Source organism: Pseudomonas khavaziana, assembly GCF_036704165.1.
Lineage (GTDB): Bacteria > Pseudomonadota > Gammaproteobacteria > Pseudomonadales > Pseudomonadaceae > Aquipseudomonas > Aquipseudomonas khavaziana.
In genome coordinates this window covers 2,477,412-2,499,942 of the sequence record NZ_CP129946.1, presented here as the reverse complement: position 1 = coordinate 2,499,942, position 22,531 = coordinate 2,477,412, and the positions used below count along the sequence as shown (strand labels likewise).

Sequence of the window (22,531 nt, the reverse complement as noted above, 5' to 3'; positions counted from 1 at the left end):
CGCAGCCATCTCTACGAGCGGGGCCGACCATTTATCGCCGAGTAAAAATTTGATAGCTTCAGTTCTCGCTTCATCTGCCGCTATTGCTATATCGATTTGTCGCCGTCCGTAACGTGCCTTATCTGGCAAACTGTCGACAAGGCAGTCCGGCATGCTGCGAGTCTCCGGGGGGCTCGCTGGCAATGTCGCGGCAATGACCTGGCGAAACACCATAAGAGAACGTGGCCAATGGACAATGGACAATACGCAAGGCGGGCAGCGACGGCGGCGTCCGACTCATTGCCGCATATTCTGCTGATCGACGATGTTCCTGAAGACATCCGTGCCACACTCGTTCTGCTAAAGACCCAGCCTTGGCGCCTTTCGCTGGCCAGCGACGCCCATCAGGGCTATCAACGGGCACTCAGCCTGCGCCCGGATCTGATCGTGCTGGACGTTCACATGCCACAGATGGATGGCTTCAGCCTGTGCCGGCTTTTACGCGAGGCACCGGCCACCCGGCTTACCCCGATCCTGTTTCTGTCGTCGGCCAATACGCCACTGGAGCGCCTCGAGGGGCTGGCGGTCGGCGCGGTCGACTACATCCCCAAGTCCTACGCCCCCGAAGAAGTACTGGCACGCATCAAGATTCACCTGCAATTGACTTGGCGAGCGCCGCCGGCCATTCAGGACGGCCCGGTCGATCCGCAACCACAAGGTGATGAAATCGTGCTGAGGGCGGCGATGCGATTGATTGAAAACCAGCTGGACGATATACCCTCCCTGCCCTGGCTGGCCCAAAAAGTCGGCACTCATGAAAAACGTCTCACCGCGATCTTCCGTGAGCACCTGGGGCTGACCGTGTTCGCCTATATACGCGATGCCCGGCTGCGTCGCGGCCAGGAACTGCTCGGCGAAAGCGCCATGAGCGTGCAGGACGTCGCCGAGCTGGTGGGCTTTCGCAACGCCTGCAACTTCGCCACCGCCTTGCGCCAGAGAATCGGCATGACACCCAGTCAGTTTCGCCGGCAAACCCTGGGCATTGAGGATGCAGAGCTGGCCGGACGCATCTGATGCGGCTTCTACAGCTCCTGCTGCTGACGCTGGCGTTGTTATTCGCAGGCCTGCTGCGCGCCGCCCCTGTGCAAAGTTGCCGGGCCGAGCAGCTGGACCTGATGCCCACGCTGCAAATTTTCGAGGATACCCAGGCCAGCCTGAGCCTGGACGAAGTGGCTGGATTGCCCGCAGCGCGTTTCAACACCCCGACCCCGGACTGGCCGCCCCAAGGCTATAGCCGCTCCGCGTTCTGGTTAAAAATGCAGCTCACCAATTCAAGCGATGCGGCCTGCTCGCGCCTGCTGGTGGTTGGGGCGCCGCGCCTGGAGGACATCCGCGTTTATCAGTCCACCGGCGGACGTTGGAGTGATGCGCATGCGGGAAGCGCTCATCCCCTGGCCGAATGGCCCCAGCCACCTGCGCGCCAGCCGGCGTTCCCGATCTCACTGGCGGCGCGGGAAAGCGTCACGGTGTTCGTCCGCGTGACGAGCAATTTCCAAATGCTGCTGGAACCGCAACTGTGGTCCGAACCGGCGCTGCTGCGCAGTCAGCAACAGACCTACCTGAGCGATGGACTCACCCTCGGCATTGTCCTGCTGGTGGTGCCGTTCGGCCTGATCGTCGGCTGGATCCTGCGCTCCCCGTTGCTGACCGTGAACGCAGGCGCGGTGCTTAGCTACATCCTGCTCACCTGCATCCTTAACGGCTACCTGGTCTATTGGCCCACCGCACTGGGCTGGACACGCGAGTTGCTGACCTGCGCCAGCGCGGTCTCGTTCGTTCTGTTTCTGGCCTACATGCGCGTGTTGTTGCAGGTGTCCCGCCTGCCCCGCATCATTGGCTGGAGCTATTGGGTGCCGCTGTCGGGCTGTATCCTCGGCCGACTCTGGTGGCTGAAAGTCGATGCAGTCCAGGGCGCGCAGCTGGTCCAGGTATCGCTGATGAGCTTCTACGCGGTGCTGCTCGCAACGTTATTCATGGCCTGGTGCCGGCGCCTGAGCTACAGCTGGATGGCCTGGCTGGTGCCAGGACTCTTGCTGGGCCAATTGCTGATGCGGATTTTCTTCCCTCAGGAACAGCTGCCCTGGCAGTCTGCGCAAAGCAAATACAGCTTATCGTCTACGTTGGCAGGCGTGGCGCTGCTGGTGTGCACCCTGATCATGGAAGTGGTCCGCAGCCGCGACCGCGAAAAGCACGCGCTGACCAGCCTCGAACAACAGCGCCAGGCCGAGCACGAGCGCCTGGAAAGCACCGTGGCACTGCGCACCGCGCAGTTGCGCGACTCCCTGGCGGCCCGCAGTACGCTAATGGCACGAATCAGCCACGATCTGCGCTCGCCGCTGGTACGCATTATCGACTACGCGCGCCTGTTGCACGCCGGGCCAAACCGCGATTACCCAGCCACGATCGAACGCAATGCCCGCCAGCAGCTGGAGCTGATCGATGAAATGCTCGAATTCTCCCGTGGCGAGCTGGAGCAAATGCAACTGGCCCTCGCGCCGGGGTATTTGTACGGTTTCCTCAAGGAGATCGTCGACGAGGCCGGCTTTCTCGCCGCGCGTCAGGGCAACAGCTTCGAAGCGGTGCTGGCCGATGACCTGCCGCCTCTGGTCGAGGCCGACTTCAAACGTCTTCGACAAATTCTCATGAACCTGCTGGCTAACGCGGCAAAATTCACCCACAACGGCCAGATCCGTTTCGAAGTGAGCGGTTACCCGGGGGCAAACGCCGATGACGTGGAATTGCGCTTCAGCGTGATCGACACCGGCATCGGCGTTGATCCGCAAGAGTTCGAACAACTGCTGCAACCCTTCCGCCGCGGCCGCAATGCGCAGCGCTACGACGGCAGCGGGCTGGGCTTGTCGATCGTCACCCAACTGCTGGAGCGCATGGACAGCCGGCTCGAACCCCAGGCCACCGAGCAAGGCGGCAGCCACTTCGGTTTTCGCCTGCGACTCAGATGCGCAGAGGAACATGACCTGGAACTCGGCCTCATCGACAACAACGCCACGCCGCTCAATGGCCAGGGCAAGCACGTTCTGCTGGTCGATGACGTCGAGCAGAACAGCGAATGGCTGTATGACCTGCTGGCCGGCTACGGTTTTGACGTGAGCATGGCGGCGAACGGCGAAGACGCCTTGGCCTGCCTGGCCGGACAATCGGTCGACCTGCTGATCAGCGACCAGATGATGCCCGGCATGGATGGCTGGGAACTGTTGCGGCAGGTGCGCGAGCGCTGGGGCCACTTGCCGGTGATGCTGTATTCCGCGGTCCCGCCACGCAGGCCGCAGGATTATCCAGACAATCTGGTATTCGATGCGGTGCTGCTCAAGCCCGTCGACAGCCGAGAATTGCTGGCTTGGGTCAAGATGCTGGCCTGCACGGATACAGTGCGCCGCGCAATGGCTCGGGAGTTCTAGCATGCCGGGCTCAGGTTATCGGCTGCTCTTGTTCAGCCTTGCGACATGGGCCTGGGCGTCGGTGAATGGCGCACAACAGGCGCCAAGCACCCTCACGCTCGACGACACGACCGTCACCGCCCGACGCCGTGAGGAAGCCCCACAAGACGTACCGATTCCGATGAGCGTGCTTTACGGCGAGCAACTGGACGAGGCCGGCCTGCATCGGCTTCAGGACATCCAACAACGGGTGCCCGGCCTGGTGGTGTCCGGTCACGATGCGCGTTTCGCCGGGTTCGGCCTGCGCGGCTTCGGCGCCACTACCTACAACGATGGCCTGGAAGGCAGCGTTGGCACCTACGTCGACGGCGTTTACCAGGCGCGCCAGGGCATGGCCTTCACTGAGTTGATGGACATCGAACGCCTCGAAATTCTGCGCGGGCCACAGGGCACCCTGTTCGGCAAGAACACCACTGCCGGGGCGTTGAACATCATCACCCGCCAGCCGACCTTTCAACCTGAGGCCAACTTTGAAGCACGCTACGGCGAGCACGGTTTGCGGGAATATCGCGGGGCAATTTCCGGCCCCCTGCAGGACGACGTACTGGCCGGGCGCCTGAACGTCTTCAACAGTTCGGTCGATGGTTCAGTGGACAATCTGCAAGATGGCACCCGCCTCGGCGACGCCGACAGCCAGGGCCTGCGTGGGCAATTATTGTGGACGCCGAACCCGGACTTCAGCGCGCGCCTGATCGCCGACCATGCCGAGCAAAACGAGGCCGGCAACGTGCTGCTGGTCAATCACTACAGCGCCCAGACTCGTCAGCGCGCCAAGTTCCTCGGCTATCCGCTGGCAGAACCCGCCCCTTACAAACGCGAGACCCGCATCGACGCGCCGGGGCGTCCGCGTACCTTGCAGAACGGTGTCTCACTGGAGCTGAACTGGGAACTCGATACGGCGCTGCGCTTGACCAGCATCACCGCCTACCGCGACTGGGACTACCGTGCCGCTCGCGACGGCGACAGCACTGCGCTGTCGGTGGCCGAGTCCGAAACCGAGCTGGGTCACCGCCAGTTCAGCCAGGAATGGCGCCTGTCCGGCACCGCCGGCGCGTCCATCGATTATGTCGCCGGGCTCTATTACCTGCATCAGCAGCTCGACCGTAAGATCGACGTCGAATTCGGCAAGGACGCCGCGCCCTGGTTCGTCGGGGATCAACTGGAGCCGCTGAAAAAACTCTACGGCATCAACTTCACCGACCCCAAGCAGGTGCCGGCCATGCTGCTCGAAGGCGCCCAACAACGTTACGACGGCGAGCAAAGGGGCGACAGCCGAGCCATTTTCGGACAGCTTTCCTGGCGCCCGATTGACGCGCTGGAACTCACCGGCGGCCTGCGCTACAGCCAGGATCGCAAAGACGGCTGGGTCTCCCGCGGCGTCAGCAACCTCGCCCCGCTAAATGGCTTGCCCGCGGTTTTCCAGGCGGGCGGCCAATTGCTGCGCGGCATCGCCCTGGGCGGTGGTTATTACCGTGAAGATGGGATCGAAGAGCACAACGTCTCAAGTTTGCTCAGTGCCAGCTACCGCTTCAACGATGCCGTGATGGGCTATATCAGCGGGTCGCGGGGATACAAGGCCGGCGGCATCAATTTCGATGTGGTCGGCCCGTTCACCGCCCCCACTTTCGAGCCGGAGCGTGCCACCTCCCTGGAACTGGGCATTAAAACGCGCTTCTGGGACGAGCGCGCGATGCTCGACCTCGCCGTCTACCAGACCGACGTGGACAACTACCAAGCGCTGACCTATAGCCCGCCGACATCGCTATTCGCGCCCCCGCTGCGCGACAACCTGATCAACGTCGGCAAAGTCCGCCTGCGCGGCATCGAGCTGGATTCCGCCTGGCAACTGCAGCCCCAACTCACCTGGCGCCTGGGCCTGGCCTGGAGCGACGCGCGCTACCGCAGCTTCTCCAACGCGCCCTGCCCACCCGCCTCGGGCCAATGGACCTGCGACCTCAGTGGCGATCGCCTCTACAACGCGCCGCAATGGAACCTCAGCAGCGGCCTCGACCACAGCTACCCGCTGGCGTATGGGCTGGAAGCCTACAGCGGCATCGATTACAGCTTCAGGTCCGGCTACTACGGCACCCTCGAAGGCGGCGCAGGCAGCTATCAACCCAGCTATGGCCTCACCCATCTGCGCCTGGGGCTGCGCAGCCAGGACCGTGCCTGGGAGGTGGAAGGCTGGGTGCGTAACCTCTTCGATCGCCACTACATCACCGCCGTGTATTCACTGCTCGGCGCCGGTGACTACGGCGTCATGACCGGCAGCGAACGCACCCTCGGCACCACCGTCAGGCTTCGCTATTGAGCGAAATAAACCGCGTCGGACAAAACGCCAAACGGTTACCGCCGGCCTTTTTCGACAGGTACATGGCCTGATCCGCCTTGCTGATCAGCCCCTCGATCTCCACCCCATGCTCAGGATAAAACGCCACCCCGATACTCGCCGCAATCTCAACCGTCTGCGCGCCAATCACAATCGGGGCATTGGCCGCCTGCAGCATCCGCTTGAGCAAAGGCTCGCTGTCTTCCACGGCCTGTAAACCCACCAGCCCCGCCACAAACTCATCGCCCCCCAGCCGCGCCAGGGTATCGCCTTCACGCAACGTCGCATTGATCCGTGCCGCGACAATCTCCAGGACCCGATCGCCCCAATCATGCCCATAACTGTCGTTAAGCGCCTTGAACCCATCGAGGTCAATAAACGCGATGGCCACTTTCTGCTGATGCAGACGCGCCTTGCCCAGCGCCTGGCGCATCCGCTCGGCCAACAGCAGGCGATTGGGCAATTGCGTGAGCGCGTCATACCGGGCATCACGCTCCAGCAACTGGAGGCGCTGCTTCATCTGCGTCACATCGCTGAACAGCGCTACATAGTGCTGCACATTCCCGTGCCGGTCATGCACCGCACTGATGTTGATGCGGGAAGTCATCTCCCGGCCGTTCTTATGGCTGCTTTGAATCTCACCGGCCCAATGCCCGTGGAAATCCAGCGCGTTCTTCATTGGCGTATAAAACGTCGCGAGCCGACGCACCAGGCGATGGGCATTCAACTCCCGCCCCAGCACTTCGTGCTGCCCGTAGCCGGTGAGCCGGGTGAACGCCTCGTTCACCGCGATAACCCGGCCAAACGGGTCGACGAGGATAATGCCGTCGCGAGCGTGGCTGAACACAGTGGCGGCCAACTCCGGGCACAGGCCGTTCAGGCGACGCTCGTAAGCGCCTTCGTCACGGCTGGTCGGCCAGGTGTTGGAATCGAAGCCTTGCCGGGCCAGATAGGAGACCAGGGAAGAAAGCGATTTATGCAGGCGGGTCAGTGCATGCGTGGCGAGCCTGGAGTTGAGGCAGTAGCGACGGATGAAGGTGCGCAGGTTCATGGTACGCGGTGCTCGGTTGCAGCGGCAGGGTTGAGTGAAAGGAGATTATCGAGGTGCAGGCCTGCCGAGGTCTTTGCGCGAGCGGATGAGAGCTTTGCGGGAGGGGATGAGTGGGAAGGATTTTCTGCGGTGTCAGCCGGGGGTGTCTGTCACTGGGGGAGCCTATTATGTTTTCGACAACTGCCGTTGTAACTCCGGCTTTCAGCGCAGTACATCCCTGCCCCGGCCAGCTCAATCGTGAGGAGGAGCAGTTGGTGCATTACTACCGTTGCTTGTGGGGAGAGGGTCGTGAAGTGCTGTGCTGCCATTCACTAGGCCGCAACGTTCTATGACGCTGTGCATAACGACACACAATCGACTAAAAAACTGTCAGTTATGACAGTAGACGCCTGCGACTCCTCGCCCAAAAATGAACGCTACGCGATGAAAATATAGCCTCTGATACTGGGCTGGCTCGTTTGCCGCCAGCAATCGATGAGGGCCGCAGTCATGGAGATCACTGAATGCCGCGCCGCCGACAACGTCATCTTGACGATAAGGTACCCGATGAATGCGCAAAGCTCGTGTCTGCTTTGCGGTCACCTGCGCCAGATCAATCCGCCTGCCGAATATTTGATCCTGATCGAAGAGCGGACGTCGCAAACCCACTACGTGCGCTTCGAACAGATTGCAGCGTGCGAGCGCATGACAAAAATTCTGCGGCCACGCCCTGCCTGAGCACAGGCTCGTGAACGTGCGTTCACGCGGCATCCGCGTAACCCTGGCTATCAGCTTGTTCTCCACCCTTGGGCTGGCGCAGGCAGAACGCGCCCTCATCCAGCCGTCGCAGATACAGGAAGCGATAACGCTTGAAACAACGATTGAGGCTCAAAGTGCCACTGCCGCCCCCACCGACACCGCTTGGTATGTGGTGCTCAAGGGCACGACACCTGTCCTCATCACCGCGCCTCACGCCACGCAGCCCTATCGAGAAGGCGACTATCGCTATTCGGACGGGGCGGCTACCGCCGCACTGGCCAAACTGCTCCATAGCCTGACCTGCGCGACCGTTATATATACCCAATACCGCAGCCCCTCAGACCCCAACTACTACGACGACAATGCCTTCAAGGCACAAGTCGCCGAGCTGATCAAACAGCAAAAGCCGCAGTTATTGATTGACCTCCACGGCAGCAGCACCTCGCGTCCCTATGATGTCGACTTCGGCACCATGGAGGGTGCGTCGTTACTGGGACGCACCGATATTGTCTCAGGTCTGCGTAAAGCATTGCGCAAGGAAGGACTTCGGAACTTCTCAGACAACTACTTCCCTGCCACCAAGAATCAGACGCTGACACGGTTTGCTTCTTCCCTCGGCGTTCCCAGCGTTCAGCTGGAAATCAACAGCACTTGGTTGCTTCCATCGGTGGGGGATATCTATGCCCAACGTTTTGCCCAGTTGTTGCAAGGCATCACTCGGTACATTCGAAATAGAACCGGTAATTTCGACGGCGCGTGTAGGGAGGATGCTTTGTGATTGGTTTATGCGCATCAGCCGCCACGTTTCTGCCACGCCAGCCAGAGGCACTGGCGGGCTCGTTTGCGTTGGGCGCCTCCCTATGTAGGCTGGGGCTTGCTGCCACTTCTATTCTCGGGAGTACCCTGCCCGCTTTACGACCGAAGCGCTTCACCAATTTCTTCAATAGCAAAACCGACGTCATGACCGGCACGAATCATCTCTGCGAATCGCAGCATTACTGAAGCGCCGATGTCGTGGGACAACGCCAGGGTCATCAATTCCCGTATCGGCTCGTCTAGCGCTGCTTCGATAGCAGGTGAACAGGCCTGCCCTGTGAGCCAGGCAATAAGGGAAGAGACTCTATGACCAGAGGTATTTTCATCAACCCCCAAAATCTCACCCAGCACCATCCCCAATGTGCCCGCGGGGTGTTGCTCCGGGCGGCTCCACGCCTTGAGTTCAATCGACTCCCGCTGCACCTTCTCCAAGTTGCGCCGAATCTTTCCTGGAATGGTTGCTGCCGCTTTGGAACGGTTGTAGTACTCGCGATTCGCTAAACTGGCAGCGTCCCTGACAACCTTCCACGCCACCGACCACAGTTGTGAAACGCTGTAGGTGTGCAATGCCGCGCGCATCGTACTTTTTATTTCTGCCAGCTCTTGTTCCGACAGATCATGGTTATAGAGTTCGCACTCAGCGCCCAAATAGCGCATGACATCAGCGACTGCATAATCAAGCCATAGGTTGAACAGTCCGTCAGCATCGGTATAAATCCTATCCGACAGACTACGAATGACTTCGTCCGCACTCCTTGATGCAGCATCTGGCGCCAAACGATAGACAACCTGATCCCCCTGCACCCAAATCTCATCGCCCTCCCAATAGTAGGTACCCGGACTTGCTTTACTCGGGTCATCAAGGACAAGCCCTGTCTCACGCAATTGCAGCATGAAGTCCCCGACATACCAAGGCGCCAGCCCTCGACAATCACCTAATCTGAAGCCGCCATTGGTTAATCTCGGGGTAACGGCCCTGTCCAACGCCAGCAGAAGCAACACCTGAGCGTCCGGTAGTGCTGAGTAATCCACCGTGCGGGTTGACTGCATGCCTACGTATTCGGCCAACTGCCGTTCAAGTTCTGCGGCTTTCGTCTTTTTAGCCGCAAGCGCAATCGCGTCTTGATCGTTCTGACACAGCGTACAAAGCTTGGAGGAACGTTGAGGGACTTTTTTAGCCTCGGAGCGATTTTTGATTTCGATCAGTTCTGCGCACTTGGGACAGACCTGATTGTCATCGAATGCATTGCAACGTTGCCGTATGAAGCTGGCGAGTGTGACGCCTGGTGCCATTTCAATAACGTCCGTCAGCGCACTCACCTTTTCAAGGTACTGCCCTGATTCATCAACAGCCCAGTAACGCTCGATCAGCTCAATTTCTTTAGGATCTTCGGTCAACATTTGCAGCTTGATTGCCATGTAAACAGTCCTGTTTCGTGTGTATTTATTTCGTATTCAGTCATCGCTGACTTATGAGCGTCCATCGCTGAGTGCTGTTGCGGCAACACCCCCAACCTTGTTTACGTCTCTCTTCGTTTGACGCTCTTCCAGCAGTGTTCTAGGCAACACAAACCCTTCAAAACTGCGCTGGGTGATCGGGTTGTTGGCCTTCTCCGCGCCGATTCGATAACGCATCAACCCATCGGCGACAGAAAAAGTCAGGTCCACACTGGTGTCGGTTCTTCCATTGAGGTGCCCGCGACTAAGCAGGCGGAACAACGACCACGGCCCGCGATAGCTCATGCTGGCGGTATTGCCGGTGCTGTGTACCAGGGTCAATTGGCTGCCATTGGTATTGCCCAAACTGTTGGGCCACACCAGTCCGGTGCGTTGCGGCGCGCCGTGCTGGTAGGGGATCAGTTGGCCGTCGACGCTGAGCATGCTGCTCAGGCGGGTGGCGCTCAGAGCCAGGGGTTCGATGGTGAGTTGCACGGCCAGGTGGCCGCGATGGTTGAAGAAGGTGTCGCGGATGCGCTCGACCTTTTTCAGTTGTTCCAGCACGTCGCTGCGCACCAGGTAGCCGCCGAGGCTGTCGGAGTACAGGGCGTCGAGGTTGTCCTTGAGGAATACGTTCAGGTACTGATCGTGGAACTGCTGCAGGCGCCCTTGTGGGCCGAAGAAGGCTTCGAAGTCTTCCAGCGAGGCGTCCTCGCCGCTGGCCTTGAACGGGTAGCGGCCTGCCAGGCGGTCGCGGTAGAAACTGTAGATTTCGCTGTCCCAGCGTTTTTCCAGTTCGCGCAAGGCGGCGATTACCAGAACCTGTGAGGTCTGGTCGGCGAGTTTTTTGACGTGCTGGTTCAACGGCTCGGGCAGGCCCACGGCGACGCGTTGCAGGTTGGCGATCGGGTCAGCGCCGTCCAGGGAGAAGCGGTTGAGTACGGTTTTCAGCGCCGCCTTGCCGGGATCGGGGTTGTCGTGCACGGTTTTGGCGTAGTCGTAGACGGCACTGACCGAGCGCAGGGTTTCTTCGTAGTAAGACGGCTGCTCGCCTCGTGCGCTGATCAGCTCTGAAAGACTGGAGAATGCACGCCGAATCCCTGCTGCTTGCTGTTGCCCCTCTGGCACCTTGTCCAGCTTGAGCGGCGCTTGCCCTTCAGCCAAGGGCACGGCCGGATAGATCACGCTATTGTCGCGCAGGGTTTCCAGCAACCGTCGTAGCGGTGCGGCCGGGCCGGTGACTTGTTCCAGTACCGCCACGCCGTGGCTGAGGTCGTCGAAGTCGGTGACCGCGAACTGATTCAGCGCCCGCCGCCAGCTGTCCACGTAGTCGGCGCTGTACAGGGCGCGAATGCGTTGGGTCAGCACTTTGCGGTCTTCGTCGGAGTAGTCCAGGCGTTGGCGTTCGCCGAGCACCCACTGGTCGATCATCGCCAGTTCGATGATGCCCTCGGTGCCGGGCTCGAAGTAGTCCTTGAAACCCTTGGCGGTGAGCAGCGGCGGCAACTGCAGTCCACTGCCCTCTTGATCTGTGTTGAGCGGGCGATAGACGATATCGAACGCGGGGCCAACCTCATTGCGCAGGTCCAGCGGACGGTGCAAACGCTCCAGGGCATCCTGTTTCAGGCTCATGTAGACCCGTTCGGCCATGGGCAACTGACGCAGTTGCTGTTGCACCTGGGCAATGCGTTCACGGTAGTGCGGCAGGTCGGCGTCGGAATATTTCAGTGCGTAGCCCAGGTGGCCCATCAAGTCGGCCTGCAGCTGGCCCTGGCCCGGATAGGCGCGTTGCCATTGCTTGGCGACCCATTCTTCGACGATGGCCGGGCGGCGGTTTTGCCGTTCTTCAAGCATGCGGTACACGCGCAAGGCCGCCAGTTGCTGATTGCTGCCAGCAGGCGCGGTATTGATGGCATCCAACACACCGCTGGCAATCGCCGGGAGGAAGCGTTTGGACAGCAGATTCAGGTACGCCTCATCCACCGTAGGGCCAATCGCCCTCCCCTGGTACAACCCCATATCCGACAGCAACGGCCAAGCCTCACGGTAGTCGCCATAAACCAGCACCGCATCACGGATCTGGTCCAGGGGCAGCAACAGGTTGCGCCCGGTAGGGTCGACCTTGGCGTCGATGTCCCGCTCGCTGAACTCCTGGCTCTTGGCCAATACGTTGGCCGCCTTGTCGCGGTTGATATTGAAGTAAAACTGCCAGGTACCGATGACCACCAGACAACCCAAGGAGGCGACGCTGAACCCGGCGATCAGCAACCGCCGCTTGCTGCGGGCCACCTTGATGTTGTCGCCCGCCAAGCCTGCTTCGGGGTAGATCACGCGCTGGAACAGTTGCTGGGCAAAGTAGATCGCCGTGCCGCCAGCGGGTTTGACTTCGGGTGGCGGTGGCGGCAGTTGATAGGCTTGTCCCGCTTCTTTGACGAAGGCGTTGCTCAGGGTGCCCTGCTGCAACACCGAAGAGAAATACAGCCCGCGCACTAACGCCGGGGTGGTGAAACGGTCGCTACCGAGCATTTCGCCGAGGAAGCCGAACAGGGCCGGGCGCAAGCCCGCCATCTGATGCATCAGCGCCTGCAAGCGATCACACTCATCCAATGTGCGCGACTCCCTGGTGCTATTGAAAACCTGCTCGGTCAGGCAGTCGACAAAGGTTTGGTATTGGCGCGTCAGTTCCGCCAGCCAGGCATCGAAATCATCCACCGCATCCAGGCTGAAAGTGAAGCCCAGCAGGTCTTCGCGCCCGCTGCGCGACAACCGGGCGAAGAATTCTTCGAAGCCTTCCAGCAGGTCGAACTTGCTCAGCGTGATGTACACCGGCAAGCGCGTGCCCAACTGTCGTGTCAGCTCAAATAGCCGGGTGCGCAGCAGGTTGGCGTGGGCCTTGCGTTGTTCGGGACGTTGCGCCAGCAAGGCCTGTACATCGATCACCAGCACCACGCCGTTCAATGCTCGACGGCTGCGGTTGCGCGTTAGCCAGTCAAGCAGATGCGACCAAAGGCGCGCGTGGGTGCCCGTAGGTAGCACCGGTTTGACCTTGCCCTGCTGCTCGATGTCTTCAGCCGGTGAATCCGAGTGCCTGAGGAACTCACCCGGTGGATCAATCAACACCGCCTCATCACCGATCCACCAGTCCACCGGATAGGCCAGTTGCTCTTGCTGATGGGCCCGGACCCCGGCCTTGGTCACATGGGACAAGGCGAAGCTCTGGTTGGAACGCGTGATCAGACTGGTCTTACCGGCATTTTCCTCGCCGAGCACCAGGTACCACGGCAGCTGATAGAGCGAACGGCGGCGCTCCATGTTGTTCAGCAGGTTGCCCAGGCTCCGATCCAGGGCCCGCTCCTGCGCCTCGATATAAGGCAGGCAAGGATCGGCCTGCACCGCCGCCTCATGCTGGCGCTCAACCTGCAGACGCTGATAACGATTGCGCACCCGCCACGCCCAGATCAGCAGCGGCACCACCAGCACCACGACACTGGCCGACACGCGCATCGCCAGGTCACTCAGCGGCTGGTGCTCGCGCCAGGTCCACTGCGGGCCCAGCCACCAGATGGCGATCAACAAAAACACCACGCCCAGCAGCACCAGTACCGGCACCGCCTGGTTGAACTGACGCAGCACCGGCAGGCCCCAGCGTTTGAGGTAACCCCAGACCATCCCCATAAATCGCTCCTACTCCTTAACCGCTTTGATCAAATGACTGTCGTCGATGGGTTGCGCCACTTTCCGGTACAACTCCGGCTCCCACCCCTGCGCCGTGGTCTCGCGCATCAACCGCGCAACGTTGGCGTACAGGTCGTCCGCTAGCCACGACAGGCCACGCGAGGCCAGCAGGTCGGCGGCAATCACCGTGGCGTAGCTGCGCTGGCGCGGGGCTTCTTGGGTGGCGTGCAGGTCCTGCAGGCGCAGCAGCACCACTTCCACGCCTTCGCTATTGAGCTGACTGGCCAGTTCGTCGCGCAGGCCGGCGTACTCCTGCACCGGGCTGCCGGTGGTTTGCGCCTGGTCGGCGCCGGTGATCCAGGCCTGGGTTTGCGCATCCACGAACGGCGTACCGTCGCTGAAACACAACTCCAGCACGGCCGGCAAACGGCAGACAAACCGCTCGCAGGTCTGGCGAATGGCGGCCGCCACTTCTTCCATCGCCAGGCGCGAGGCGACCTCGGCGGCCAGGTAACTGCCGCGCAGCCAGTACGGCGAGGCGCAGACGCTTTTTTCGATGCGCAGCAGCAGGTTCGGCTCGATGGCGTTGTGGTTCAGCGCGTCCTGATAGCCGTCGACGATATCCTTGGGCACGGCGGTCAATTCGGTGCGACGGTCGCGGGTGATGAGCGGCGCAGTACGCAAATGCGACCACAGGCCGAAGCGTCGTAGTTGGTAGCCGGTGGGGTCGTAGGGATCTTGTTGGTTGATCTGCTCGGCCATGTTCAACACGGTGCGGCGTTGTTCACGTTCGTTACTTGGCGCTTGCGGTTTAGGCGGGCTGAAAAAGGCCGCGTCCAGAGCGCCGCTGGCAGTGGGCGTACGGGCAGGCGTGTTCACCACGGCCGGCTCGCTGTATTTGTCCAACTGCCGTTTCAACGTGTCCAGCGCTGCGGCGTCGAGCTTGGCGCTGTCGACGCACTGTTGCAGGTTAACCAGCGCCCGTTGCGCCGCTGCTTGGTAAGCCGGTTCAAAACTGCTGCGCTCCAGGGCCGGTAGCACCTGACCCAGATCCTCCAGCAAGCGTTGAACCTGCTTGCGCTTGTTCAGGTAACCGGTGGGGCCGGGTTTGGGGTAGGCGTTGTCCCAATACTGTTCGACCATACCCGCAATCAGCCCGAGAGCATCGGCCCAGCGTACCCACTGGCGGGTACGCAACCAAACCACTTGCAAATGGCCGACGATGCGCCAGTGCTTGCACTGAGTCGCCAGGTATTCGCGGGAGGCTTCGTCGATGTAGGGCCAGTCGATATCGCTCTCGCGCAAGCCGCCCAGCTTGACCATCTCCTGGTCGATGGCTTGGTAGGTTTCGTCCTCCACATCAAAATGCCCGGCAGGCTGCTCGGCGTCGATGGGGGCCAACAGCCGCTCGACGATATCGACCGGAACGTCGATTACCAGCGACATGCCTGACGCTCCTGTTCGATCAGTTCGCCCAGCCCCTCGGCATCGAATACCAGGCCGTGCAGCCGCGGATAGTCACTCTCCAATCGCAGGCGCTGGCCACCGCCCATGTTGCGCAACAAGGAAATCGCCTGCAGGCCGCGCCCGGCATCGACCACTAGGCCCGCGTCATCCAGCACCTGCCATTGATAGGCCGAGGAGACCGGGCGCTCATCCTTGAATAGCTGAATGCGAATTTTGTTGGGCTTGGCCGGTTCATCCAGCACCAATTGCAGTCGCGAGATTTTCGACTCGCAGCTGATGGCCAAATAAGGACGGGGCGGTAATGCGCCCAAGGCGGGCGCCGAGATGACCAGCCGGGGTGGCTGAGCGTTGTCCGGCGCTGGGAATGACGATAACAAGAAGCGCTGGTCCTCGGGCTGACGCTTGGCCTCATTGCGTTGCACCAGATCGACAATCGGCAGCACGCGACTCAGGGCGCGCGGCGGTGCAGGCGGATGATGGATGGGCGTGCCGGCAGCCAGGTCAAAGCATTCCAGGCGTTTGAGTGGAGACACGATCGCTGGGCAATCTTGTGCCATCGGCAGTGCATGTATATGCGGAGCAGCCAGCATTGCACATAGGCCCCCGATCCAACGCCAATGTTGCCGTCCTTTGCGCATCAATGCCTCCCCACATTAATAAATTCAACTTTTACTGTTGAACCAAGGTGAGCGCTCGCCCTCGAACACAACAACTTGGCATGAACTTATATAAATAACCAACAGGCAAGTGACAGGCATCAATTTTCTGCAAAAAACTCAAATACCAGATCCATCTCTCAGGCAATCAAACCCAATAGCGTATGAATTTTCATCACGCAAAAATAAACATTAAACAAAGACTTTTCTTACATCCCGATACCACGAAACGAATCGACTTCGTCCGACATGACTTTTTACGAAACATGGGTTTTTAATAGCACCACCTTCAAAAAAAGGACTTTTCCCATGTCGAAATCTCAAAGTTCCGTCGCGCCTAAAGAACGCATCAATATCACGTACGTCCCAGCCACAGGTGATCAACAAGCCGAAGTCGAGTTACCACTGAAGCTGTTGATCACGGGTGACTTCAAAGGCCATGGCGAACTAACCGCCCTTGAAGACCGGCAATCCGTTCGAATAGATAAAGACACCTTCAGTGAAGTCCTCACCAAAGCCGAAGTTGCTCTGGACATGGCGGTGCCGTCTGTTCTGAACAACGACCAAGACACCGACTTGAACGTGCAACTTCAATTCAAAAACATCAATGACTTCGGCCCCGATGCGGTCGCCCGCCAAGTACCGGAGTTGAACAAGTTGCTGGAACTGCGCGAAGCCTTAGTTGCGCTCAAGGGCCCGATGGGCAATGTCCCGGCCTTTCGTAAACACCTGCAAAGCCTGCTGACTGATGAAACCGCCCGTCAACGCCTGGCCAGTGAACTGAACCTGGTGCTCGACGCGCCCAACAACTGACTTGAACGCCCTTCTCAACGGAGTATTCCCCATGCCTATGGAAAGCGCCGCCGCCCAAGTAGTGGTGGCTGACGAACCGCTGTCGTTACTCGACCAACTGCTGGCCAACACCACCATTCGTCCGTCCCAGGAAGGTTATGCCGTCGCCCGCCAAGGTGTGGCCGCGTTCATCAGCGAAATCCTGCAAAGCGGCGATCACCAGCAGCCGGTCAACAAGCACCGCGTCGACCAGATGATTGCTGAAATCGACCGAGCCTTGGGTAAGCAGATGGACGTGATCCTGCATCAGCCGCAGTTCCAGCAACTGGAATCGGCCTGGCGCGGGCTGAAGCTGCTGGTGGATCGCACGGACTTTCGCGAAAACATCAAGCTGGAAATGCTGCACGTCACCAAAGAGGAGCTGCTGGACGACTTCGACAACGCCGGCGACATCACCCGCAGCGGCTTGTACAAGCACGTCTACACCGCCGGCTATGGCCAGTTCGGTGGTGAGCCGGTTGGCGCCATTGTCGGCAACTACACCTTTGGCCCCAGCTCGCCGGACATCAAATTGCTCAGCTATGTGGCCTCCATCGGCGCCATGTCCCATGCACCATTTGTCTCGGCTGCGGGCCCCGAGCTATTCAACCTGGAAGGCTTCCAGGGTCTGCCCGACCTCAAGGAGGTCAGCGACATTTTCGAAGGCCCACGCCACACCAAATGGCGCAGCCTGCGCGAATCCGAAGACGCCCGCCACCTGGCCCTGACCCTTCCGCGTTTCTTGCTGCGCCCGCCCTATAGCACCGACGACAATTCAACGCGTAGCTTCGGCTACGACGAAACCGTCGACGGCAACCACGACAGTTACCTGTGGGGCAACACCGCGTTCCTGATGGCTTCGCGCATCACCGACAGCTTCGCCCGCTACCGCTGGTGCCCGAACATCATCGGCCCGCAATCCGGAGGTGCGGTGGATGATTTACCGGTGCACCTGTATGAATCCCTCGGCCAGTTGCAGGCCAAGATTCCTACCGAAGTGCTGATCTCCGACCGCAAGGAATTCGAGCTGGCCGAAGCCGGGTTTATTCCGCTGACCATGCGCAAGGACAGCGACAACGCCGCGTTCTTCTCGGCCAACTCGGTACAGAAACCGAAGAACTTCCCCAAGACCCGCGAAGGCCAGGAAGCCCAGACCAATTACAAGCTCGGCACCCAGTTGCCGTACCTGTTTATCGTCAATCGCCTGGCCCACTACATCAAGGTGTTGCAACGCGAACAGATCGGCAGTTGGAAGGAACGCCAGGACCTGGAGCGCGAGCTGAACGACTGGCTCAAACAATACATCGCCGACCAGGAAAACCCTTCGTCCGATGTGCGCAGCCGTCGCCCCTTGCGCGCCGCCAAAGTCGTGGTGCAGGACGTGGACGGCAATCCAGGCTGGTACCAGGTGTCGCTGGCGGTGCGCCCGCACTTCAAGTACATGGGCGCCAACTTCGAGATCTCCCTGGTCGGTCGGCTGGACACCCAGTAAATGGGGGCCAGCCTGTTTGAACGCCTGGAGCCCGACGCACCGCGCTACCGCCCTGGCAGCGCGGATGAACAGGCACGCCAGCGTGTCGAGGCGATCAAACGCCACTTGGAACAGGTGCTCAACTCACGTCAGGGCTGCTCGCAAAGCAGCCCTGAGCTGGGCCTGCGCGATTTCAACGGCGTCACCCAGGCCAGCAGTGACCTAGTGGTGGCCATCAGCACCGATATCCGGCGTTCGGTGGAAGCCTTTGAACCGCGCATCAAGGTCACGGGCGTGCGCTTTCAGCCCGACCCGGACCTGCCGCTGGAGCTGAACTTTCACTTGGATTGCCAGGTGCAGGTCAACCACAAGGAAGAACAGGTGCAGATCGAGGTGGCCATGCACGGCCGCGACGGCTACACCCGCGTGAGATGAGGATGCAATGGACTTGAAACAACGCTTTGCCGAGGAGTTGCGCTACCTGCGCGAACTCGGCCGCGAGTTTGCCGAGGACAACCCGCAACTGGCGCAATTTCTCGGCGACCAGGCCGGCGACCCGGACGTGGAACGGCTGCTGGAGGGCTTTGCCTTCCTCACCGCCAAGCTCGGCATGAAGATCGACGACGATTTGCCGGAGCTGACCCATCCGCTGCTGCAGATGCTATGGCCCAATTACCTGCGGCCCCTGCCCAGCGCGACCATCATCCGTTTTACACCGTTGCCGGATGCGATCAGCCAGCGCCAGGTGATCCCAAAAGGCACGCCGCTGTTTGCCAAACCGATGGATGGCATCTCTTGCCAGTTTCGTACCTGCACTGACGTCAACCTGTACCCATTGGCGTTGCAGGAAGTCAGCGATGCCCACAGTCGCGAAGCCTCGGTGATGCGCATCGACCTCAAGGTGTTGACCGAGCAACCGCTGACCAGCATGGCCTGCGACCAGCTGGATTTTCATCTGGGCGGGGACAACGCCACTGCCATGACGTTGTACCTGTGGCTCGCCCACTACTTGGACAGCGTCACGTTGCACATTGATAAGCAAAGCTATCGCCTGCCAGCCAAGGCTATCGGCTTTCCCGGTTTCACACCCGACGAGGCGCTGCTGCCCTACCCGCGCAATGTGTTCGATGGCTACCGGATCCTGCAGGAGTATTTTGTGTTCCCGCAGCGTTTTCACTTTTTCAGCCTGACCCAACTGGCGCGCGTCTGGCCGGCGATCAGCACCACCAGCCTACGCTTTGAATTTCAGTTCAGCCGGCCCATGCCGCCTGATATCCGCCTGCGCACCAGTGACCTGCACCTGTACTGCGCGCCGGCGGTCAACCTGTTCCGTCACGACGCCAATCCGATTGCGCTGGATGGGCGCAGCCTGGAACGGCGTATCAGCCCCAGCGGCAACCGCCCCGAAGCCTTTGAAATTTTCAGCGTCGACAAGGTGGCCGGTTGGGATGCCGCCGACAAGGAGCGCAAGGGCGATCCGTTGCGGCGCTTTACCCCGTTCGAGTCGTTCCAGCATGAGATCGAACACGCGCGGGGCCGCACCGCCCTGTATTTCCGCACGCATATCGAAGATTCCCATGGCCGCGAGGGCTTGCGTCATCGCATCGCTTTCGTGCGCGGCGATGAAAGCCTGTACATCGGCGAGCATGAAGCAGCATCCATCGAGTTGACTTGCAGCAACCGAGATTTACCGCAGTTGCTGGGCGTGGGAGATGTATCGCTGTCCACCGAAGTCACGCCCTCGTTCGCCACCTACACCAACCTGATCGCACCGACCCGAAGCTACCGGCCGGTGCTGGATGCCAGCCTGCACTGGACGCTGATTTCCAACCTGTCGCTGAACTACCTGTCGTTGCTGTCGGCCGAGCCGCTCAAGGCGGTGATCCGCGCCTATGACTTCGCCGCCCTGCACGACCTGCAACAGGCCCGCGCTACCCGCAAGCGCCTCAACGGTATCCAGAATGCCGTGACCACCCCCATCGACTGGCTGATGAAGGGCCAGCCGGTACGTGGCGTGCAGACCCGTTTGCAACTGGACCAGAACGCCTTCCTCTGCGAAGGCGAGCTGTACCTGTTCGCCAGCGTGCTTTCGCACTTCTTCGCCCTCTACGCGAGCATCAACTCCTTCCACCGTCTGGAAGTGATCAATACCACTAACAACGAGTGCTACGAATGGCCACTGTTGACCGGCAGACAACCCGTGATCTAGCCGATGCGCTGCTGGCCGACGCGCGGAACTACTCGTTTCACCGTCTGCTGGAGCATCTGCACGCCTTGCACGGCGATGACCTGGAGGCGCAGCCCTTGAGTGCGGCGGCGAGACGCCGTGTGCGCCTGCAAAGTCATGCGGGGCTGGGTTTCCCGGCCTCCGACGTGGTCGAGGCGGCACGCATTGAGGAGGACTGCGAAGAGGTGCGCTATCGCTTGCAGACCAGTTTCTTTGGCCTGCACGGTACCGACTCGCCCTTGCCCGGTTATTACCTGGATCGCCTGGCCTACGAGCAGGCCCAGGAGCGCGGGATTCGCCCGGCGTTCATGGATTTTTTCAATCATCGCTTGCTGACCCTGCTGCACACCAGCTGGCGCAAGTACCGCTACTACATCCGCTTTCAGGCCGAGGCCAGCGATCGCTTTTCGCGCTACGTATTCTCCATGGTCGGGCTGAACGACAACGACCTGCGCGGTGCGACGCCGTTGCCATGGGGTCGCCTGCTGAGCTTTGCCGGGTTGATCGCCAACCGCAGCCGCTCGCCCTCGGTGGTGTCCGGCATTGTCGAGCATTGCTTTGATCTGCACGGCGTGTACATCCGCGAGTTCGAGGTGCGCTCGGTAAATTTGCCGCAGCGTCAGCGCCTGGCACTGGGCAAGGGCAACGGCACCCTGGGCAGCGATTTTGTGGTGGGTGACCGCAGCAAGACCCGCGCCAGCAAGTTCACCCTCGTCATTCCCAACCTGACCCAGACGCGATTTCGGCAGTTTTTGCCCAGCGGCGATCAGTTCGGGCGATTGCGCCAATTGATGGATTTTCTGCTGCGCGATGCCACCGCCTACGACCTGGAACTGGGGCTGCGCGAAGAAGATGTACCACCGTTCAACCTGCAACGCGCCAGCGGCACCCATCTGGGCTGGACCAGCTTTATCGAACATCAAGAACACCGTCATCCCGCCGTGGTGCGGATTCGGGGGCGCGCATGAAGCTGACCCTGGTTATCAACAATCCCGCGCAGTTGCTGCACGGGTATTTGCCCCTTCACCGGTTTGGCCCCCAGGGCGGCAGCATCGGCAGTGCCGCGGTGGACTGGCGCCTGGAAGATCGCCACAACAGTGTACGCCCCAACCACTGCGACATCCGCGTCATCGAAGGGCGCTTCTGCGTGATCGACCGCAGCGGTAGAACCTACGTCAACGGCCACGATCTGCCGCTTGAGCGCCATGTTGCGATCAGCCTCAACGACGGTGATCGGCTGCAGATTGGTGCGTATCAGGTTGCGGTGCAGTTGGGTGAGCACGCCCCAGGGCAGCATTCGCTCGATGAGCTTCTCGGCGAGCATCCTGAGGGCATGCACGTGTGGCACCAGCAAGATCTGCCGAATCGGCCACAGGTGGATAAGCGACCTGCCACCTGCCCGGGGTTCGAGCGTCTTTGCCAAACCGTGGATTTAACCGAGCAAGGCGACCCGCTGCGAGCGATGCATAAGGCGCCGCCGTCCGAAGCGCTGGCGGATATTCGCGCGCCTGCACATAAGCGCAGCGTCAGCCTATTCAGCAACCTGCGCCTGGGCACCTTATTGCTCGCCTGCCTGGCCCTCGGCGGCTGCACCATGCTCGGCAAAATCGGCCAAGTGATCTGGACGCCGTCGATCCCGGTCGGCGGCCCCGACGATCAGCCCAGCCGCTACTCCCTGAGCCTGTACGCCAGCGACGACGTCAACCCACGCCTGATCAGCACCGGCACGGCACTGGATGAAGACGCGAGCCGCTCGCCCTACACCCTCAACGTGCAGGCAACCAGCCCGCAGGCGCTGACGGACAAGGTACAAACCCTGCTCAACCACCTTTACGAAAGCGTGCCGGCCCAGTCGCCACTGAGCGAGGAGCCAGCAACCATCGTGCCGATGTCGCCTATCGAAGACGCGCTGTTGGGCGACTACGACGCCCAAGGCGTCAGCCTCACCACGCCCTGGGGCAACCCGGCGCTGGCGCATGTTGCCACGCCCATTGCCTTCAAGGTCTTGCAGTTGACCGACGACTCGCTGCTGGTCAACGCCAGCCCACAAGCCATGGCCGACGACCTGAAAAAAGCCCTGGGCAGCACCTACATCCGCGCCGACGACTACCTGCTCAACCCCGGCCAATTCAAGTTCATCGACCTGCGCGCCCTGGATGAAGACACCCGTTTTATCGCAGTGATCGCCAATTACCACAGCACCGATGTCGGCCAGTGGAAACAGCGCCTGCGTGTCGAGCCCAAGGGCCGCCAGTACGCCGTACTGGTGCTGTTGGATGCCGCCCAGGTCAGCCTCAAAGGAGAAACCCGATGACGCCTTTTTCAGCCGCTTTTGCCCC

Annotated in this window: 16 protein-coding genes; 11 read left to right on the top strand and 5 right to left on the bottom strand. The window is 60.7% G+C overall.

Going from position 1 to position 22,531, the window contains the following annotated elements:
• The first annotated feature begins 228 nt into the window (after positions 1-228).
• The 3 genes from QYQ93_RS11210 to QYQ93_RS11200 are packed head-to-tail and all read left to right on the top strand — an operon-like array spanning position 229 to position 5,805.
• Positions 229-1,053 carry a DNA-binding response regulator gene (locus QYQ93_RS11210; protein WP_338476923.1) on the top strand — a complete coding sequence of 275 codons (825 nt, stop codon included), beginning with the start codon at positions 229-231 and terminating at the stop codon, positions 1,051-1,053.
• Positions 1,053-3,455: a hybrid sensor histidine kinase/response regulator gene (locus QYQ93_RS11205; protein WP_338476922.1), complete on the top strand. Its 2,403-nt coding sequence runs from the start codon at positions 1,053-1,055 to the stop codon at positions 3,453-3,455. Before QYQ93_RS11210 ends, QYQ93_RS11205 begins: the two co-directional genes overlap by 1 nt.
• A 1-nt stretch (position 3,456) precedes the next feature.
• On the top strand, positions 3,457-5,805 hold the full coding sequence (locus tag QYQ93_RS11200; protein WP_338476921.1) for a TonB-dependent receptor: 2,349 nt from the start codon (positions 3,457-3,459) through the stop codon (positions 5,803-5,805).
• Here QYQ93_RS11200 and QYQ93_RS11195 read toward each other — a convergent pair.
• Positions 5,789-6,874: a sensor domain-containing diguanylate cyclase gene (locus QYQ93_RS11195; protein WP_043050632.1), complete on the bottom strand. Its 1,086-nt coding sequence runs from the start codon at positions 6,872-6,874 to the stop codon at positions 5,789-5,791. The genes QYQ93_RS11200 and QYQ93_RS11195 overlap by 17 nt on opposite strands.
• A 489-nt stretch (positions 6,875-7,363) precedes the next feature.
• Between QYQ93_RS11195 and QYQ93_RS11190 the strand changes: the two genes are divergently transcribed.
• Both QYQ93_RS11190 and QYQ93_RS11185 read left to right on the top strand, forming a co-directional pair.
• Positions 7,364-7,591 carry a hypothetical protein gene (locus QYQ93_RS11190; RefSeq protein ID WP_043050631.1) on the top strand — a complete coding sequence of 76 codons (228 nt, stop codon included), beginning with the start codon at positions 7,364-7,366 and terminating at the stop codon, positions 7,589-7,591.
• Positions 7,592-7,601: 10 nt separating this feature from the next.
• Positions 7,602-8,390 (top strand): ketol-acid reductoisomerase, encoded by a 789-nt coding sequence (locus QYQ93_RS11185; RefSeq protein ID WP_052501167.1) that lies wholly within the window; start codon positions 7,602-7,604, stop codon positions 8,388-8,390.
• A gap of 134 nt (positions 8,391-8,524) precedes the next feature.
• Here the strand turns inward: QYQ93_RS11185 and QYQ93_RS11180 are convergent, their stop codons facing one another.
• The 4 genes from QYQ93_RS11180 to vasI are packed head-to-tail and all read right to left on the bottom strand — an operon-like array spanning position 8,525 to position 15,540.
• Positions 8,525-9,847, bottom strand: a complete 1,323-nt coding sequence (locus QYQ93_RS11180) for a hypothetical protein (protein ID WP_338476920.1) — start codon at positions 9,845-9,847, stop codon at positions 8,525-8,527.
• A gap of 51 nt (positions 9,848-9,898) precedes the next feature.
• On the bottom strand, positions 9,899-13,540 hold the full coding sequence (tssM, locus tag QYQ93_RS11175) for a type VI secretion system membrane subunit TssM (RefSeq protein ID WP_338476919.1): 3,642 nt from the start codon (positions 13,538-13,540) through the stop codon (positions 9,899-9,901).
• Positions 13,541-13,549: 9 nt separating this feature from the next.
• Complete coding sequence (tssA, locus tag QYQ93_RS11170) at positions 13,550-14,986, bottom strand: type VI secretion system protein TssA (RefSeq protein WP_338476918.1); 1,437 nt, start codon at positions 14,984-14,986, stop codon at positions 13,550-13,552.
• Positions 14,974-15,540, bottom strand: coding sequence for a type VI secretion system-associated protein VasI (gene vasI, locus QYQ93_RS11165; protein WP_338476917.1), 567 nt, complete (start codon positions 15,538-15,540; stop codon positions 14,974-14,976). Before vasI ends, tssA begins: the two co-directional genes overlap by 13 nt.
• A 432-nt stretch (positions 15,541-15,972) precedes the next feature.
• On the opposite strand from vasI, the gene tssB reads away from it, so the two are divergent.
• The 6 genes from tssB to tssJ are packed head-to-tail and all read left to right on the top strand — an operon-like array spanning position 15,973 to position 22,506.
• The gene (gene tssB, locus QYQ93_RS11160; protein WP_338476916.1) at positions 15,973-16,476 is read left to right on the top strand and encodes a type VI secretion system contractile sheath small subunit; all 504 of its coding nucleotides are present in this window, start codon (positions 15,973-15,975) and stop codon (positions 16,474-16,476) included.
• A gap of 37 nt (positions 16,477-16,513) precedes the next feature.
• Complete coding sequence (tssC, locus tag QYQ93_RS11155) at positions 16,514-17,986, top strand: type VI secretion system contractile sheath large subunit (RefSeq protein WP_338477249.1); 1,473 nt, start codon at positions 16,514-16,516, stop codon at positions 17,984-17,986.
• Positions 17,987-18,400 (top strand): type VI secretion system baseplate subunit TssE, encoded by a 414-nt coding sequence (gene tssE / locus QYQ93_RS11150; protein WP_124377397.1) that lies wholly within the window; start codon positions 17,987-17,989, stop codon positions 18,398-18,400.
• Positions 18,401-18,407: 7 nt separating this feature from the next.
• The gene (gene tssF, locus QYQ93_RS11145; RefSeq protein ID WP_338476915.1) at positions 18,408-20,174 is read left to right on the top strand and encodes a type VI secretion system baseplate subunit TssF; all 1,767 of its coding nucleotides are present in this window, start codon (positions 18,408-18,410) and stop codon (positions 20,172-20,174) included.
• Complete coding sequence (gene tssG, locus QYQ93_RS11140) at positions 20,138-21,160, top strand: type VI secretion system baseplate subunit TssG (RefSeq protein ID WP_338476914.1); 1,023 nt, start codon at positions 20,138-20,140, stop codon at positions 21,158-21,160. The genes tssF and tssG overlap by 37 nt, the downstream gene beginning before the upstream one ends.
• Complete coding sequence (gene tssJ, locus QYQ93_RS11135; RefSeq protein WP_338476913.1) at positions 21,157-22,506, top strand: type VI secretion system lipoprotein TssJ; 1,350 nt, start codon at positions 21,157-21,159, stop codon at positions 22,504-22,506. Before tssG ends, tssJ begins: the two co-directional genes overlap by 4 nt.
• Positions 22,507-22,531 lie beyond the last annotated feature (25 nt).